The 17,505-nt window shown below is 32.9% G+C and carries 18 protein-coding genes; 10 read left to right on the plus strand and 8 right to left on the minus strand.

Features of this window, described 5'->3' with window-relative positions; translation table 11 throughout:
• Nucleotides 1-11: 11 nt before the first annotated feature.
• Entirely contained in the window at nucleotides 12-1,463 is a 1,452-nt protein-coding gene (locus HM986_RS12820; protein WP_179335492.1) for a T9SS type A sorting domain-containing protein, read from the plus strand.
• Between the two features lie 57 nt (nucleotides 1,464-1,520).
• Here HM986_RS12820 and HM986_RS12825 read toward each other — a convergent pair whose 3' ends face one another.
• The 3 genes from HM986_RS12825 to HM986_RS12835 form a co-directional block, all read right to left on the minus strand.
• Entirely contained in the window at nucleotides 1,521-2,384 is an 864-nt protein-coding gene (locus HM986_RS12825; RefSeq protein ID WP_179335493.1) for a hydroxymethylglutaryl-CoA lyase, read from the minus strand.
• 83 nt (nucleotides 2,385-2,467) lie between these two features.
• The gene (locus HM986_RS12830; protein WP_246288505.1) at nucleotides 2,468-3,085 is read right to left on the minus strand and encodes a LysE family translocator; all 618 of its coding nucleotides are present in this window, start codon (nucleotides 3,083-3,085) and stop codon (nucleotides 2,468-2,470) included.
• Between the two features lie 2 nt (nucleotides 3,086-3,087).
• Nucleotides 3,088-4,122 (minus strand): quinone-dependent dihydroorotate dehydrogenase, encoded by a 1,035-nt coding sequence (locus tag HM986_RS12835; protein WP_179335494.1) that lies wholly within the window; start codon nucleotides 4,120-4,122, stop codon nucleotides 3,088-3,090.
• 137 nt (nucleotides 4,123-4,259) lie between these two features.
• On the opposite strand from HM986_RS12835, the gene HM986_RS12840 reads away from it, so the two are divergent.
• The 6 genes from HM986_RS12840 to HM986_RS12865 all read left to right on the plus strand — a co-directional run bounded on the left by HM986_RS12840 (nucleotide 4,260) and on the right by HM986_RS12865 (nucleotide 8,708).
• Nucleotides 4,260-5,090: a universal stress protein gene (locus HM986_RS12840; protein WP_179335495.1), complete on the plus strand. Its 831-nt coding sequence runs from the start codon at nucleotides 4,260-4,262 to the stop codon at nucleotides 5,088-5,090.
• Between the two features lie 21 nt (nucleotides 5,091-5,111).
• Nucleotides 5,112-6,341, plus strand: a complete 1,230-nt coding sequence (gene pepT, locus HM986_RS12845) for a peptidase T (protein WP_179335496.1) — start codon at nucleotides 5,112-5,114, stop codon at nucleotides 6,339-6,341.
• 94 nt (nucleotides 6,342-6,435) lie between these two features.
• The gene (locus tag HM986_RS12850) at nucleotides 6,436-6,891 is read left to right on the plus strand and encodes a hypothetical protein (protein WP_179335497.1); all 456 of its coding nucleotides are present in this window, start codon (nucleotides 6,436-6,438) and stop codon (nucleotides 6,889-6,891) included.
• A gap of 81 nt (nucleotides 6,892-6,972) precedes the next feature.
• Nucleotides 6,973-7,341: a DUF2200 domain-containing protein gene (locus tag HM986_RS12855; RefSeq protein WP_179335498.1), complete on the plus strand. Its 369-nt coding sequence runs from the start codon at nucleotides 6,973-6,975 to the stop codon at nucleotides 7,339-7,341.
• Between the two features lie 30 nt (nucleotides 7,342-7,371).
• The gene (locus HM986_RS12860) at nucleotides 7,372-8,097 is read left to right on the plus strand and encodes an SMI1/KNR4 family protein (RefSeq protein WP_179335499.1); all 726 of its coding nucleotides are present in this window, start codon (nucleotides 7,372-7,374) and stop codon (nucleotides 8,095-8,097) included.
• Nucleotides 8,098-8,108: 11 nt separating this feature from the next.
• Nucleotides 8,109-8,708 (plus strand): YdeI/OmpD-associated family protein, encoded by a 600-nt coding sequence (locus tag HM986_RS12865; RefSeq protein WP_179335500.1) that lies wholly within the window; start codon nucleotides 8,109-8,111, stop codon nucleotides 8,706-8,708.
• Between the two features lie 81 nt (nucleotides 8,709-8,789).
• Here the strand turns inward: HM986_RS12865 and yajC are convergent, their stop codons facing one another.
• The 4 genes from yajC to HM986_RS12885 form a co-directional block, all read right to left on the minus strand.
• On the minus strand, nucleotides 8,790-9,080 hold the full coding sequence (gene yajC / locus HM986_RS12870; protein ID WP_179335501.1) for a preprotein translocase subunit YajC: 291 nt from the start codon (nucleotides 9,078-9,080) through the stop codon (nucleotides 8,790-8,792).
• 26 nt (nucleotides 9,081-9,106) lie between these two features.
• Nucleotides 9,107-9,682 (minus strand): DUF1573 domain-containing protein, encoded by a 576-nt coding sequence (locus HM986_RS12875; protein ID WP_179335502.1) that lies wholly within the window; start codon nucleotides 9,680-9,682, stop codon nucleotides 9,107-9,109.
• Nucleotides 9,683-9,882: 200 nt separating this feature from the next.
• Nucleotides 9,883-10,827 (minus strand): transcription antitermination factor NusB, encoded by a 945-nt coding sequence (nusB, locus tag HM986_RS12880; protein WP_246288506.1) that lies wholly within the window; start codon nucleotides 10,825-10,827, stop codon nucleotides 9,883-9,885.
• Between the two features lie 106 nt (nucleotides 10,828-10,933).
• A complete protein-coding gene (locus HM986_RS12885; RefSeq protein WP_179335503.1) occupies nucleotides 10,934-12,037 on the minus strand; it encodes a Glu/Leu/Phe/Val family dehydrogenase in 1,104 nt (367 codons plus the stop codon).
• Between the two features lie 132 nt (nucleotides 12,038-12,169).
• Between HM986_RS12885 and HM986_RS12890 the strand changes: the two genes are divergently transcribed.
• The 3 genes from HM986_RS12890 (at nucleotide 12,170) to HM986_RS12900 (ending at nucleotide 16,972) form a co-directional block, all read left to right on the plus strand.
• On the plus strand, nucleotides 12,170-13,924 hold the full coding sequence (locus HM986_RS12890; protein WP_179335504.1) for an ABC transporter ATP-binding protein: 1,755 nt from the start codon (nucleotides 12,170-12,172) through the stop codon (nucleotides 13,922-13,924).
• Nucleotides 13,925-13,990: 66 nt separating this feature from the next.
• Entirely contained in the window at nucleotides 13,991-14,380 is a 390-nt protein-coding gene (locus HM986_RS12895; protein WP_179335505.1) for a PUR family DNA/RNA-binding protein, read from the plus strand.
• 84 nt (nucleotides 14,381-14,464) lie between these two features.
• Nucleotides 14,465-16,972, plus strand: coding sequence for a M14 metallopeptidase family protein (locus HM986_RS12900; protein ID WP_179335506.1), 2,508 nt, complete (start codon nucleotides 14,465-14,467; stop codon nucleotides 16,970-16,972).
• A gap of 174 nt (nucleotides 16,973-17,146) precedes the next feature.
• On the opposite strand, the gene HM986_RS12905 is transcribed toward HM986_RS12900, so the two are convergent.
• Nucleotides 17,147-17,482 (minus strand): tRNA-binding protein, encoded by a 336-nt coding sequence (locus HM986_RS12905; protein WP_179335507.1) that lies wholly within the window; start codon nucleotides 17,480-17,482, stop codon nucleotides 17,147-17,149.
• Between the last annotated feature and the right edge of the window lie 23 nt (nucleotides 17,483-17,505).

Raw genomic sequence — 17,505 nt, forward strand, 5'->3', positions numbered from 1 at the left:
ATTAATATATTATGAAGAAAATATTACTTTTAACTATTTGCATCCTATTAAATAACCAATACACCACTTCTCAGCAATTCACAGAGAATACTGAGATAAGTTTAACAGGAATTCTCTATGGAGATGTAAAGTGGATTGATAACAACCTGAACGGAAACGACCAATTATTGATTTCAGGATATGACGCTAATTACAGTCCGTATTCCGCAATGTACTCTTTTGAAACCGAAAATTTAGGTTTATTACAACTACCTATTGCCCCTTCTTATTTTTCATCAATAGGAAAATTAGATTATAATAACGATGGAATACAAGATTTTTTAATTAATGGTTACGATTCTAATAATGACGCATCTTGCAAATTATACATAAGTGATGGAAATGGATCATATACTAGCCAAAATTTATCTATTCCTAGTACAACTAATGGGAAAATTAAAACGGAAGATTTAAATAATGATGGCTTAATTGATGTTATTGTTACCGGATCTGCCGAAGATTATAGTTACATCGCTAAGCTATTTATACAAAATGAAGATGGAAATTTTATAGAAGCCATAGTACCTTTTTTTGGAAGTACATATAGCAGTATTTCAACATTTGATGCTAACAATGATGGACATGTGGATGTATTACTCACAGGTTTCAGTAACAGTTATGTACCTGAAACAAAGCTATACTTAAATGATGGTGCTGCCAATTTTACAGAAAGTACAACTGATCCATTAACAGATGTATATTTTTCTACTACTAGTGCAGCCGATTATGATAATGACAATGATATAGATATTTTAATATCTGGATTTAATGCTTCCTTCACCCCTTACACAGTCTTATATAACAATGATGGCAGCGGAAACTTTTCTGAAGTTACAAATGTTTCTTTAAAACAATTATATTGGGGAACTTCAAATTTTGCTGATTATGATAATGATGGTGATTTAGATATTTTTCTATCTGGTGCAGATGCCAATACCATTACCTATGCTAAATTTTATAAAAATACAAATGGTATTTTCACAGAAGATACAAATGCTGAAATAGGAATTTATGGAACATACGTTAGCGCTGCTGATTGGTCAGATTATGATAATGATGGAGATCTAGACTTTGTTTTAAGTGGCCTTGATAGTCACAGTAATGCTATAACAAAAGTATATACTAACCAACAAGAAAGTTTGAGTATTGACGATTTTTCCTTTAATAATAAATTACGCATTTACCCAAATCCTACAACTGAAAAGATAGTTAATTTAGTTTATGATGAAAGCCAACTAAGTAATACAGCATATACGGTTTCCATCTTTTCTTCCTTAGGTCAAAAAGTATTTGAAACCAATTTAACTTACACTTCTAAAATTTTCAAAAAGGCTATAGATTTAACCACTTTAGAAAGCGGAATTTACCTTTTACAATTAACATCAGGAAATCAGAGTGTTTCTAAGAAATTAATTCTTAACTAGTATCTGCATTTTTTAAGTTCAATAAAAGTCCTAATATAATCTGTTAGGACTTTCTTGTTAATGGTAAGTACTAAAAATTTTAGTCGCCTCATTATAAGCACTCTCAAAGCTCATAGCACTTAAGTCATGAGCCTTTTTTTGTGTAAAATAAGACAACATTTTTTCAGTTGGCATATTACCTGTAAGATCATCTTTTGCCATTGGACAACCACCAAAGCCTTGTATAGCTCCATCAAACCTATGACAACCCGCTTTATAAGCTGCATCCACCTTTTCGAACCACGTGGTTGGTGTAGTGTGCAAATGTGCACCAAACTCAATATTTGAATACGCTGGAATTAAATTTGAGAATAAGTAAGAAATATTCTCAGGATCAGAACTTCCAATGGTATCACTTAATGATAATATATTGACACCCATTTTAGAAAGGCGTTCTGTCCACTCTCCTACAATATCTACATTCCATGGGTCTCCATATGGATTTCCAAATCCCATTGAAATATAAACAACAACTTCTTTATGATTCTTATCAGCAATTTCTAAAATTTCAGAAAGCGTCACCACCGATTGCGCAATCGTTTTATGCGTATTCCGCATTTGAAAATTTTCAGAGATTGAAAACGGAAATCCTAAATAATCTATTTCTTTATGAACTGAGGCCTCACTTGCGCCTCTAGTATTGGCAATAATAGCAAGTAATTTACTTTTGGTTTTACTTAAATCTAGTTGCGCTAAAACTTCTGCCGTATCTACCATTTGCGGAATCGCTTTTGGAGACACAAAACTACCAAAATCAATAGTATCAAAACCGACGCGAAGCAACGACTGAATGTATTGCACCTTCTTTTCAGTAGGAATAAAATCCTTAATGCCTTGCATAGCATCTCTAGGACATTCTATTATTTTAACCGCTTTATTCATTGGTTCAAATATACATTAATTGAAATTGAAATTAAACTCGAAGATACATTTGAAGATGATAATAATTAGCACAAATGATTCTTCTAAATCAAAATAAAAACTGCAATCCCAATGAAAACCACAATCTGAAGCCATTTTAAAACTAAGCCCGAGTTTTTATGATTTAATGTGTAGGCTTTAATTTGTCCAGCCAATAAAGCTATAGAAGAAAAAACAACCAACGACACCAACATAAAAAGTGCACCTAAAATATAAAACTGCCACAACGTACTCATAGTGTCACTAAATAAGAATCCTGGAAAAAAAGCTAAAAAGAAAATGGTCACTTTTGGGTTAAGAACATTCATAAAAAAACCTTGAACAAAGAGCTGTTTTAGACTTTTCTTCGGCACATGTTCAGCATTAAAATTAAGGCTAGCATCTGATTGAAACACTTTGTAAGCGAGATATAAAAGGTAAATTGCTCCTAAAAGTTTAATTCCAAAAAATAGATTTTCGTTTGCTGCTATGATAGCAGAAACACCAAAGGCTAATAAAGTGGTGTGAATTATACAACCGGATATTAAACCGCAAACAGTTGCCATTCCGTAAGTTTTACCATTACTAATACTTTGTACCAAGACATAAATATTATCTGGTCCAGGAGCGAATGCCAAAGCCATTGTGGCTCCTATAAATGCGGTAAGAATTTCGAAATTCAAAATTATTGATTACTCAATATCAATTTATTAATGCGTTTTATCAGAGAAGGCCCTTCATAGATAAAACCGGTATACACCTGCACCAAATCTGCACCAACTGCTATTTTTTCTAAAGCATCTTCTGCAGAATGAATACCTCCGACTCCTATAATAGGAAAAGACTTGTTACTTTTCTCAGCTAAATACTGAATGACTTTAGTCGACTTATCCTTTATTGGTTGTCCGCTCAGACCACCATTTCCAATTTCATTAAGTCGTGCATCACTCGCTTTTAAACCTGTTCTGTCAATAGACGTATTACTTGCAATAACACCATCGAGATTAGTTTCTGCAATTAATTCTATAATTTCATCCAATTGCATAGCGTTTAAATCTGGTGCAATTTTTAGTAAGATTGGTTTCTGCTTACTAAATATAGCATTAGCTTTTTGTACTGTAGAAATCAGTTCTAATAAATAATCTTTATCGTTTAGTTTAGCATGGCTTCCTACATTTGGACAACTGACGTTAAGCACAAAATAATCAACATAAGGATGCAATGCATTAAAACAATCGAGATAATCTGTAGTATAATTTTCGGGAAGTGTTTGAGTGTTTTTACCAATATTTCCACCGACAATCAGTTGCCCTTTATTTTTCTTTAATTGCGAAATAGCGGCTTGCAAACCGTCATTATTAAAACCCATGCGGTTAATAATACCTTTATCATCTTTTAGTCTGAATAAGCGTTTTTTAGGATTTCCTTCTTGTGCTTTAGGCGTTACAGTTCCTATTTCAATAAAACCGAATCCAAAATTGGCCAATTCATTATATAAAACTGCATTTTTATCAAAACCTGCGGCTAGACCTACAGGATTCTTAAATTTTAAACCAAACAATTCACGCTCTAATTGTTTGTCTTCTACAACATACATGGTTTTAAAAAGACTTTTAACTCCTGGTATTTTAGATAAATTCCGAATTAATGAAAAGGTAAAATAATGCACTTTTTCTGGATCGAAAAGAAATAAAATGGGTCTAACTAAAGCTTTGTACATGAGAACGATTTTGCGTTGCAAAAATAAGCATCTATTCCTTAAAAAGGAAGTATTAATTTTTTCAAAAACTATCATTTATCATAATTAATACTTTCTAATTTATGTAACTTTGAAATACTAATCAAAATCAAATTATCATGAAAAAAATTATTGTTCCTGTCGACTTTTCAAAATATTCAGAATATGCATTAGAAACTGGTGCTGCGTTAGCAAAACAACATAATTCAGAATTAATTGTTATGCATATGTTAGAAATGTCTGAGTCTATTTTCTCTGCTTCTAGCTCTGAAAGAGGTGAGGAAAATGCATTTATGCTAATGGTAGCTAACAAAAAGTTTGAAACATTTTTAGACCAACCTTATCTCGATGGGCTTGAAGTGACTCCAATGGTAAAATATCACAAAGTATTAAAAGAAGTTGCCGAAGTTGCCACTGATGTTAGAGCAGACTTAGTCGTTATGGGCTCTAGGGGACACAGCGATCACGATGGAGTTTTTACTGGTTCTAACACCGAAAAAGTAGTACGCTACAGTAATACACCTGTATTAGTTGTAAAATCTAAACCTAAATCCGTTAATTATGAACATATTGTATTAGCTACAGATTTTTCAGAAGAAAGTGTTCCTGCTGTTAAAAAGGCGCTTGAACTTTTATTAGAATTAGGTAAAAAAACGACCTTACTACATATAAACTCTCCAAATCTAGCATTTTTAAGCACTAATGAAATTGACGAGAAAATTTCAATATTTTTAAAACGTGCTAAATTAAACGAAGGTGATGTTACTATTGCGCGTATTTCAGATCATAACGTAGAAGATGGTGTCTCAAATTTTGCACAAAAACAACAAGCAGATGCGATCGCTATGATTACTCATGGTAGAAAAGGGCTAAGTCACTTCTTTGGTGGTAGTATTTCTGAAGATGTGGTTAACCACTCTAAACTTCCTGTTATTACTTTTAAACTTTAATATTTAAATACAAATAATTTTATGCAGCATATCATAGATCGTTTTATAAGTTACGTTACAATAGACACAGAATCTGATCCCAATTCTGAAACCACTCCAAGCACCAAAAAACAATGGGACTTGGCCAACAAATTGGTTGAAGAATTAAAAACAATTGGCTTAAGTGATGTATCTATTGACGAGAATGCATACATCATGGCAACCTTACCAAGTAATGTTAATCACCATGTACCTGTTATAGGATTTGTATCGCATTTTGATACCTCACCAGATTTTACAGGTGCAAATGTGAAACCTCAAATTATTAATGATTATGATGGAAAAGATATCGTTCTTAATGCTGAAGAGAATATTATTTTGTCTCCAGATTATTTTGATGACTTATTACTTTACAAAGGTCAAACCTTAATAACAACCGATGGTACAACACTTTTAGGTGCAGATGATAAAGCGGGTATTACAGAAATTGTTACGGCAATGGAATATCTAATTAACCATCCTGAAATTAAACATGGTAAAATACGAATTGGTTTTACCCCAGATGAAGAAATTGGTAGAGGAGCTCATAAATTTGATGTCGAGAAATTTGGTGCAGACTGGGCTTATACTATGGATGGTAGCCAAGTTGGAGAACTAGAATACGAAAATTTTAATGCCGCAGGAGCGAAAATTAAAGTAAAAGGTAAAATTGTGCACCCTGGTTATGCCAAAGGTAAAATGGTAAATTCAATGTATTATGCTTCTGAGTTTATTACTGTTTTACCACGATTAGAAACACCCGAATGTACAGAAGGTTACGAAGGGTTTTTCCATTTACATAATATAGAAGGAGATGTTGAAGAAACAACGCTCGAGTATATTATTAGAGATCATGACAAAGATAAGTTTGAAGCTCGAAAAGCTTTATTAGAAAAAGTGGTCTTTGATTTAAACACTAAATACGAAAGTGAAGTTTTTAAGATCGAAATAAAAGATCAATACTTCAACATGAAAGAAAAAGTAGAACCCGTTATGCATATTGTAGATATTGCAGAGGAAGCGATGAAAGCTGTAGGTGTCACTCCATTAATTAAAGCGATACGCGGGGGAACAGATGGTTCTCAACTCTCTTACATGGGTTTACCTTGTCCTAATATTTTTGCAGGTGGTCATAATTTTCATGGGCGTTACGAATATGTGCCTGTAGAAAGTATGCAAAAAGCTGTTGAAGTGATTTGTAAAATTGCTGAATTAACGGCTACTAAAAAATAGTCTCCACTTTAATCTTATATATTAGTTAGTAGTATTAACTTAATTTTTTATTAAGTTTACTACTAACTTTTTTAGTTTAATACTTTCTTACTTCATGAAAAAAATAACATTACTCATCTGTTTTAGTACTCTATTATTCAGTTGTGACCAACTATTAGGTGAAGAAGTAGCTAGACTTAAAATAAATAAGACTAGTAATAGTGAACTTCACCTCCAAGAAGCCGCTCTTAGCCTTAAAAAAAGTGATAAAATTTCATTTTGGACAGAGACAGATGTCGTATATGAAAATGATGTTGCACTTATGTATACCATTGAAATTTGGAAAGATTCTATAAACATAGGAGGACTAAAATTAGATGCTTTAAAAACAAATCCAACACTTATGGAACTTAGAAAAACAATAGGGAATAAAACGTCTTGGAGTTTTTCTGGAAAAATGAGGCACATAACAATTAAAGAAACAGGCAATTATACTTTCAAAGCGATATTGAAATCCTCTGATAATCCAACCTTAAAAGTTAATAAAGCTGAACTCGTATTAAAAAAATAAGTAATGAAAGCCTTTTTTCCTTCGTAATTCGATTTAACTTCATTTACGGCTTGTTTTCTTTTCTTCATTAAATCCGATATTATGAGTATAACAACCACTAAACATGACGAGCGCATTGCTGTAATGACCTTCTCATCTGTTTATCCACATTATATAACTAAAGTAGAAGATAAAGGCAGAACAAAAGCGAAGTTACACCAAGTCATTACATGGCTAACCGGCTTTAATGACGCTAAACTTAAAGAACTCATTACTGACAAAGTCACTTTTAAAACTTTCTTTCAGCAAGCAGAACTACACTCAAATGCATACCTCATTAAAGGTGTAATCTGTGGTTATCGAATTGAAGACATCCAAACTCAATTAACTAAAGAAGTGCGATATTTAGATAAATTGGTTGATGAATTAGCAAAAGGAAGGAAAATGGAAAAGATTTTACGCAGCAGATAATAATAGATATTTAAAAAGCAAAACGTCGTCATGGAAACTATAGCTATTATAAAAAAATTAAAGTCATCAACTTTTACCGATGAGGATGGAGAAACTTATACTTTAGATTTTAAAGAAGGATTAACAACAGAAGCCATTGAAAAATTAAAGCCATTATTCCCTAATAATACTATTGACAACGAACTGATTGAAATTTTAAAGGAGACACGTGGTTGGGAAGATTATGGTTTAGATGATATTGATTTCTCATCAATAGGCCAATTTGGATTTACAGAATTGTGCCCGAATTCTATAACTTTGGGACATGATGGATTCGGAAACCATTGGGTTTTAGACTTGTTGAACGATGGCGCCCTAGGTCATGTATATTACGCTTGCCACGATCCTGCTGTATTTGTTCACTATGCCGATAATTTAAATGGATTTTTAAGTAGTTTATTAGAATTTCATGCGTCGCCAGCACAGAACTATCTCAATGACATACTTGATAATGTAGTCCATGATATTTGGAAAAACAATAGTCTGTTACGCGATAAAATCGAATTTGAGAAGGCTAATACGTCCTTCTACCCGTTTTTAAAACAATTAGAAGGTAAGGATTGGTGTATTGCAGATTTAAGAAATGCTAAAAATAAAACAGGATTTGCATGGGGAAAGTTCGGACCTAACAGTGACATAAAACGCCATCCAAAAGAGTTAATTTGGGGTATAAAAAAAAGTAAAACAGGATTTATTAAACGTCTTTTTAGAAGTTAAATTACTCAAAAATGAAGAAAGCAATTTCAGTAGAAGAATATATTGAGATTAACCATCAATTTTCGGATGCACTTAATGTCTTGAGACGTATCATTAATTCCACAGAATTAGAAGAGACTATTAAATGGAGCATGCCAACATACTGTCTTAATGGTAAAAATGTTTTAGGCATCGGAGCCTTTAAACAACATTTTTGTATTTGGTTTCATCAAGGTGTGTTTTTAAAAGATGAGGATCAATTACTATACAATGCACAAGGAGAAAAGACCAAAGCGATGCGACAAATGCGTTTTGAAACTAAAACAGATATAAATGAAGCTGCAGTATTAGCTTACGTAAAAGAGGCCACAGAGAATCAGCGTTTGGGGAGAGAATTAAAACCACAACATATAAAAAAAACTGTAATCATTCCGAATGAATTAAAAGAAGCCTTAAAATTCGATGCTAGGTTAAATACTCATTTTAAAACCCTCTCTCTATCGAAACAACGTGAGTATTGTGATTACATTGCTAAGGCTAAAAGAGCAGCCACCAAACAGGCGCGTTTAGATAAAATAAAGCCTATGATTAAACACAACATTGGCTTACATGATAAATATCGGAATTGCTAGTAATTAGTTATTGGTAACAATTAAAACAAAAAAAAAGACTGTTTAAATAAACAGTCTTTTATATTTTATATGCTAATCAGCTTATTTTACAATAGCTGGAGCATTTAATTTATTACTCATTTCCATAGAAATTGCAGAACGGTCAAATTTAATTTTTCCTGCTAATGTTTCAATAACACAACTGTTATCTTTATCATTTAATTCTACAACTTTTCCGTGCATACCGCTTTTAGTAATAACACGAGTACCTCGTGATAACTCGCTGGCAAACTTTTTTTCTTGTTTAGAACGTTTCATTTGTGGTGCAATCATAAAGAAATACATCACTGCAAAAATTGCGATAAACGGTAAAAATGATCCTAATGCGTCCATTCAGTAAATATCAGTAATAATTAGTATTAATCGTGGTTATGTCCTTCGTGACCTGGTTGCGTAGAATACTTTCTAGGTGCAGCAGCAGCAGCTCCATTATCTGTAGCTAAAGGATTAACTTTTGGAGCTAATGATTTAGTTGCAGCAGCAGGTGCATTTGGATCTTTTTCGATGAAAGCAGTAATCTTAACTGGTAGTTGACCTTTTTCAGTATTAGTCACCATTGTTAAAGACTTTGTTGTTTTACCATTACCCTTACCATTAAATTTTACAGTAAATTCACCTGTTTCACCTGGCTGAACTTCTCTAGTAAAGTTTGTTGGTACAGTACATCCACAAGTACTTTTAATATCACTTACAACCAACATAGAATTTCCAGTGTTTGTGTATTTAAAAATTGTTTCAACAGGTGTTCCGTTAGCTATCGTACCAAAATCATGCTCTGTTTTATCTAAAGTTAAAACAGCAAAATCACCAGCATTAGCATCTCTTTCTGCAGCAACAGCAACATTTTCAGATTTAATTTTACTTGCTGCGTCATCCTTACAAGATGTGAATGCTACCATGCATAATGCACTAAGTCCTAAAATTACTTTTTTCATTATTCTATTTTTTTGTTAAAAATTGTTTCAGTTTACGAAGTTAATGATTATTTTAAGGAATTAAAATTTTTAAGTCCTTGTTAACATATTTTAGTAAGAAACCACTTTCTAAATTATGTCAACTCAACTTAATTTTACGACCTAAAACATGGTTTTATGTCTAATTTAATCCATTTTAAATCAAAGAAAACAGTTGATTTTTACATTAAACCTCTTCCCGCCTTTGGATGCATATTTTCAGCTTGGTATTCCTTAACGATTTTATCTAAGATTCCATTAATAAACAAACTACTCTTTGGTGTTGAATATTCTTTAGCAATTTCAAGATATTCGTTAATAGTAACTTTATGAGGAATGGAAGGAAATTTTTGAAATTCGCAAAGTGCCATTTTTAACAACACACCGTCTAAACTTGCTAAACGTTCAGAATCCCAATTGGTTGTTTTTTTACTAATTTCTTCCGCAAACTTAGAACTATTTAAAAAGGTCTTTTTAAATAACTCAATTGCAAATTCTTTGTCGTCATCATCTTTGTATAAACTTGGCAACAAGGCTGTTTCAGGAGACGTCAGTTTTAACTTACGCAACACTTTTAACATGGCTGTATTCACCACAGGCAAATCATCAACCCAAGTAATTTTCTTATCTTCAAAGAAATCGTAAAGTTTTTCGTTTGGTGCTATAATATCTGTAAAAACATCGATTACAAAGTTTTTATCCTTTTTAAAACTGGGTTCGGAATCTTCTGTATAGTTCTTATAAATGTCACTTTTTAAAATTGCTTTAAAAAGAATATCCACGTATTCAAAATCCAAATCCCAAAAATTCAACTTTTTGTTATCAATAGCGTCTTGCAGCATAGTATTACTACTAATAAGATGTAAAAGTTGATTTTCTTGAAACTTTAAATCAGGATTTTTATCAGCTGCCGTTCCTAAAAGTTTGCCTTGTAGTTTATCGTTATGATTCTTACTCTTCTTATGCAGTTCTGTTAGCAGTGCTAAAAGCGATAAGTATAAATCATACATACTATCCAAACTGTATAACAAAAACTTCTGTTCTTTTATTAAATCATCACTTTCTGTTCCTTTAAAAGCATACATGGATTGCATAGCTTTAATTCTGATGTGTCTTCGGTTTAGCATGTGTAAGAACTCACTTTTATATTGGTTATTAAGAAAGGTGAACCTATTAAAGATTCACCTTGCAAAAATACTATTATTTAATTTTTATATCCGAAAATAATTGAGACTATTTTAAGTTTTCTCTCTTACGAGTTTCAATACGTTCTCTTGCAATATTTAAGGCGGCATTGTGGGTTGTAAGATTATTCACTTTAGCGTTGTCTAAAATTTCGAGCGTAGTATTATAAATATTCTCTGTTTTACGCATTATTTCTTGTCTATCATAGTTCTCTAACTCTGCATATACATTAATAATTCCACCTGCATTGATTAAAAAATCTGGAGCATACACAATTCCGCGTTCTTGCAAAATTAACCCATGATTTTTCTCTTCTGCCAATTGATTATTTGCTGCTCCAGCAATTACTTTAGCTTTCAACTTATAAATAGTATCATCATTTATCGTCGCACCTAAAGCACAAGGCGCATAGATATCCATATCTTCACTGTAAATATCATTACCTCCATAAATTGTAACTCCGTATTTAGAGCGAACTTCTTCTAATCGCTCTTGGCTGATATCTGCAATAGTTACATTGGCGCCTTCGTTAACCAAATGCTCAACAAGCGCTTCACCTACATTACCAATACCTTGTACGTATACATTTTTATCTTCTAAGATATCTGAACCAAATCTAAACTTAGCAGCGGCTTTCATTCCCATAAAAACACCATAGGCAGTGATAGGAGATGGATTACCAGCTCCACCCTTACTTTCCGAAATTCCGGTTACATAAGGAGTTACTTCTCTCACTGTATCCATATCTTCTGTAGTCATTCCAACATCTTCTGCTGTAATATAACGGCCACTTAATGAATGTACAAACTCACCAAATCGTTTCATCAATTCTGGTGTTTTTTGTGTTTTAGCATCGCCAATAATAACGGCTTTACCTCCACCAAGATTTAAACCAGTAATCGCCGATTTAAATGTCATGCCTCGAGATAAGCGCAATACATCGTTTAGTGCTTCCCACTCGTTAGCGTAGTTCCACATTCTAGTACCACCTAATGCTGGGCCTAAAACTGTATTATGAATACCAATTATAGCTTTTAAACCAGTATCTTTGTCATTGCAAAATACAATTTGCTCATGATCGTCAAAAGAATGTTGTCCAAAAACAGGATCCATTTTTTTTAATTCTTTTGCAGTTATAATATCTGAAGTCATTTTTGTTAATTTAAGGGCGTTTAAGTATGTTCTAAAAACAGCATGCAAAAGTAAATCATAATTAAAGGATTAGCAAAACATTAACTATTAAATGCGATTATCATAATACTTTTGAAGCATTAAAGTCATAGAATGAAGGCACTAAAACATCTTAATAAATATTTTTACAAGTACAGGTATCGCATAATTATAGGCATTCTTATTACCATCGTTGCCAAGATCTTTGCCCTTTTTACACCGCGGTTAGTTGGCGCATCAATTAATATTGTTTCTGATCGATTAGATGGAAAAATTTCTGAAGAAATTTTTAGACATGAGTTAATGATTAACGTTTTCTATCTTATTGGGGCAGCTATTATAGCAGGAATTTTCACTTTTTTAATGCGTCAGACCATTATAAATGTGTCGCGTTATGTAGAATTTGACCTCAAAAATGAAATCTATCAGCATTACCAAGTGCTGTCTTTAAAATTTTATAAGTCTAACCGAACTGGTGATTTAATGAATCGTATCAGCGAAGACGTTGGTAAAGTAAGAATGTATGTTGGCCCCGCTATAATGTATACCATCAACACCATTACTTTATTTGCTGTTGCCATAATTTATATGATCGATAGGTCACCTACGCTAACATTATACACTTTATTACCCTTACCTTTTTTATCCGCTGTGATATATAAGTTAAGCCGATTAATTAATAAACGAAGTACCATAGTACAGCAATCGCTTTCTACACTTTCTACCTATTCGCAAGAAACATTTAGTGGCATTTCGGTTATAAAATCGTATGGTATAGAGCCTAGAACGAATCTAGAATTTGAAAACCTTTCAGCAGAAAACCGTCAAAAACAAATTAATCTAACGAAAGTCCAAGCCTTGTTTTTTCCAATGATGATTTTATTAATAGGCATTAGTAATCTTATTGTTATTTATGTCGGAGGAATGCAATACATGGATGGAAAAATTGAACAAATTGGTACTATTGCTGAATTTATTATTTACGTTAATTTATTAACGTGGCCTGTAGCCACTGTTGGTTGGGTAACCTCTTTAATTCAACAAGCTGAAGCATCGCAAGAACGTATCAATGAATTTTTAGATACCGAACCCGATATTAAAAACACTGCACAAGAATTAACTCCAATTAAGGGTGACATAGAATTTAAAAATGTATCGTTTGTGTATCCGGACACTAATATCGAAGCTTTAAAAGATGTAAGCTTCACATTAAAATCAGGAGAAACCTTAGCCATTCTTGGAAATACAGGCTCAGGAAAATCTACTATTTTAGACCTTATTGGTCGCCTATATGATATTGATAAAGGGTCCATTTTAATTGATGATACACGTATTTCTGATTTAAATCTTTTTAGCCTAAGAAACAGCATTGGCTATGTACCGCAAGATGCCTTCTTGTTTTCTGATACGATAAAGAATAACATTAAATTCGGAAAAGAAGACGCCACTGATGAGGATGTCATTGAAGCTGCACAAAATGCTAAAGTTCATAAAAATATCGTCGGTTTTACTAAAGGTTATGATACGGTTTTAGGTGAACGTGGCATTACCTTATCTGGGGGGCAGAAACAACGTGTTTCTATTGCAAGAGCTATTATTAAAAAGCCCGACATTTTGTTATTTGACGATTGCTTATCTGCGGTAGACACGGAGACCGAAGAGAAAATACTTAAAAATCTTGTAAAACTCACCAAGGATAAAACGACTATTATAGTAAGCCATCGCGTGTCTTCAGCTAAGAATGCAGACCGTATTATTGTTTTAGATGAAGGAAAAGTGATAGAGTCTGGAAACCACGAAAGCCTTATAAATACAAATGGATACTACAAGGAATTATATAACAAGCAACTCTCTGAAAAAGAAATGTAATTATTTGTTGTTTAGGTAAGTTTTTTTTTAGATTTTTGGATTGAAATTAAAAAAATAGATTGAGTTATGAGTGATTATGAAATGATGGATAAGGAAGAAATATATTCTAAAGTGTTACGTGCGGGAAGAAGAACCTATTTCTTTGATGTTAGAGCTACAAAAGCTGGTGATTATTATTTGACGGTTACTGAGAGTAAGAAATTCACGAATGACGATGGTTCTTTTCATTATAAAAAACATAAAATCTACCTATATAAAGAAGATTTTACGGAGTTTAAAGAGATCTTATCTGAAATGACAGATTATATCATTAACGAAAAAGGTCAGGAAGTCATTAGCGAGCGTCACCAAAAAGACTTTAAACGCGAAGATGATTTTGTAGCTCAAGAAGCAAAAACACCTGAAGACACAAAAAACATAGACAGTTTCACAGATATTAGTTTCGACGATATCTAAAAACAGCTTCTGTTAAATAAAAAAAACCTTGACATAATTGTCAAGGTTTTTTTTATTTTTAAACTCTAACCAACCTTCCCTGCTATGCAACGTATCTTTCTACTCCTAATTCTAGCAACCACTACCCTTTTTTCACAATCGCAAACAGAACTATCTTATTATTTACCACAGAATGTAGAGTTAAATCCGGCTATACCGACACCACAGAGTGTTATTGGTCATAATGTTGGGGAATGGCACATTACCCACGATAAGCTCGTTGAGTACATGAAAGCCTTAGCAACGGCCTCTGATAGAATTACAATTGAAGATAGAGGCAAAACATTTGAAGGCAGACCACTACTTCTATTGACTATCACAGCATTAGAAAACCACAAAAACATAGACGCTATTCAATCAGCCCATGTTGACGCAACAGAATCCAATTCGGCAAATATAGAAAACCGACCAATTGTTGTGTATCAGGGATTTTCAATTCATGGTAATGAACCAAGCGGCGCAAACGCAGCATTATTGGTTGCCTATTATTTAGCTGCTGCCGAAGGCACAGAAATTGATGATTTACTAAAAAACACAATCATTTTGCTTGACCCATCTTTAAATCCTGATGGTTTACAACGCTTTGCATATTGGGCAAATACCAATAAAAACATTAATCTAAATCCAGACCCTAACGACAGAGAATACAGCGAAGTTTGGCCTGGATCTCGTACCAATCATTATTGGTTTGATATGAATAGAGATTGGCTACCTGTACAACTTCCCGAATCGAGAGCGCGTATAGAAACCTTTCACAACTGGATGCCAAACATTTTAACGGATCATCACGAAATGGGTACTAATTCTAGTTTCTTCTTCCAACCCGGCATTCCATCACGTACCCACCCTTTAACACCACAATTAAACCAAGATCTTACAAAAGGTATTGCAACATACCACGCTAAAGCTTTAGATAAAATAGGCTCTTTATATTATTCTGAAGAAAGTTTTGATGACTTCTATTACGGCAAGGGATCAACCTTTCCAGATATCAATGGAGGTATCGGAATTTTGTTTGAACAAGCGAGTTCTCGTGGACATATCCAAGAAAGCGATAATGGTTTATTAACTTTTCCTTTTACCATAAAAAATCAATATACTGCTGCTTTTTCTACCCTTGCCGCTGCAAATGGTATGAGAAAAGAGATCTTAGAGTACCAACACAACTTCTTCAAAAATGCCAGAGCAGAAGCCTCCAAAGAAGCCAAAAACGTCATTGTTTTTGGTGACGAGAAAGATGCTGCAAAAACCTATCATTTAGCTGAAATATTAAAACGTCATCATATTAGATTTCACGACTTAAAATCTGATTTTTCAAAAGATGGAAAAAATTATAAAAAGGGTTACAGTTATGTCGTTCCAAAAAATCAAAAGAATACACGATTGATAAATGCCATGTTTGAAAAACGCACCACGTTTCAAGACAGTTTGTTTTATGATATTTCAGCTTGGACATTTCCTTTAGCTTTCAATCTAGACTATACAGAAACTACAACTGCCAATGCAGGAGATGAAGTGACCAATCTAGTACATATAAACGGCGGTGTTAAGTCTAAAAGTGAATACGCTTATTTATTTGAATGGCACGAATATTACTCGCCTAAGCTTTTAAATTCAATTTTAAAAAAAGGCTTAAGAGCCAAAGTAGCCTTAAAACGTTTTAAAGCTAATGGCAAATCTTATGATTACGGAACGATTATGATTCCAGCAAAAAATCAAGATTTAACCAGTACTGAAATCTTTAATTTCTTAAATGAAGCCGCACAAGAAAGCCATATAAATATCGATATTGTTTCTACAGGCCTAAATGAAGGTATCGATTTAGGAAGTCGAAATTTTAGCTCTTTAGAATTACCGAAAATTGCACTTTTAGTTGGTGACGGCATAACATCTTACGATGCTGGAGAAATATGGCATTTATTTGATACACGTTATGATATTATAGCCACAAAATTAGATACTAAAAGCATTAATCGTGCAGATTTAAGCCGTTATAATACAATTGTAATGGTAAATTCTAATTCTGGTTTAGATGAAAACAGTACCAGAAAACTACAATCTTGGATAAAAGAAGGTGGGACTTTAGTAGCCTATAAAAACACTTTGAAATGGCTAAATTCTAAAAAGTTAATGGCCATTAACTTTAAGAAAAGTAAACTCATCGCAAAAAATATTAGCTACGAAGAACGTAGAGATTTTAGAGGTGCACAAGTTATAGGAGGTGCAATTTTTGAAACAGAATTAGATCGCTCCCATCCTATTAATTTTGGGTACAAAAATGATAAATTGGCGATATTTAGAAATTCTACACTATTCATAAACGAAGATAAGAATAGCTACAATAACCCTATTCGGTATAGTAAAAACCCATTATTAAGTGGTTATATTTCAAAACAAAATTTAGATAGCATTAGTACATCAGTTCCTTTTAAAATTGGAAAAATAGGACAAGGAAACATTATAGGTTTTACAGACAATACTAATTTCAGAGCTTTTTGGTACGGGACGAATAAATTATTGATGAATGCTATTTTCTTTAGAGAGGAAATGTAGCTAGTTGTTTAAATAATATAATCCAAAAGTTATATTTTTAGTTTGAAGCTGTTGTAAGGATGCATAACAGCAACTTTGTCAAAAGCACTATAATGCATCAACAGTCTTGTGTATTTATATATACTTATACGGTGCTGAAACTTTAAAAGCTTGAAACTTTGAAACTAAAAAAACCTAAGACACCTGCATCCCATTTTTAACCTTAGTTTCGGGGTGTAATAAAAACACATCATCATCGCTTACAGCACCGACCACTAAGCATTCACTCATAAAGTTAGCTATCTGCTTTTTAGGAAAATTAACAATAGCTACAATTTGTCGATTAATGAGATCGTTTTTTTGGTAAAGCGTCGTAATTTGTGCAGAAGACTTCTTAACTCCTAAATCACCGAAATCTATGCTTAATTGATAAGCTGGTCTATGCGCATTTGGGAAGTCATTGACACTAATAATTGTACCAATACGCAAATCAACTTTTGTAAAGTCTTCGAATGTTATTATCTTTTCCATTTAGTAAAATTAACAAATAAAAC

The organism is Winogradskyella costae (assembly GCF_013403865.1).
Classification (GTDB): Bacteria; Bacteroidota; Bacteroidia; order Flavobacteriales; family Flavobacteriaceae; genus Winogradskyella; species Winogradskyella costae.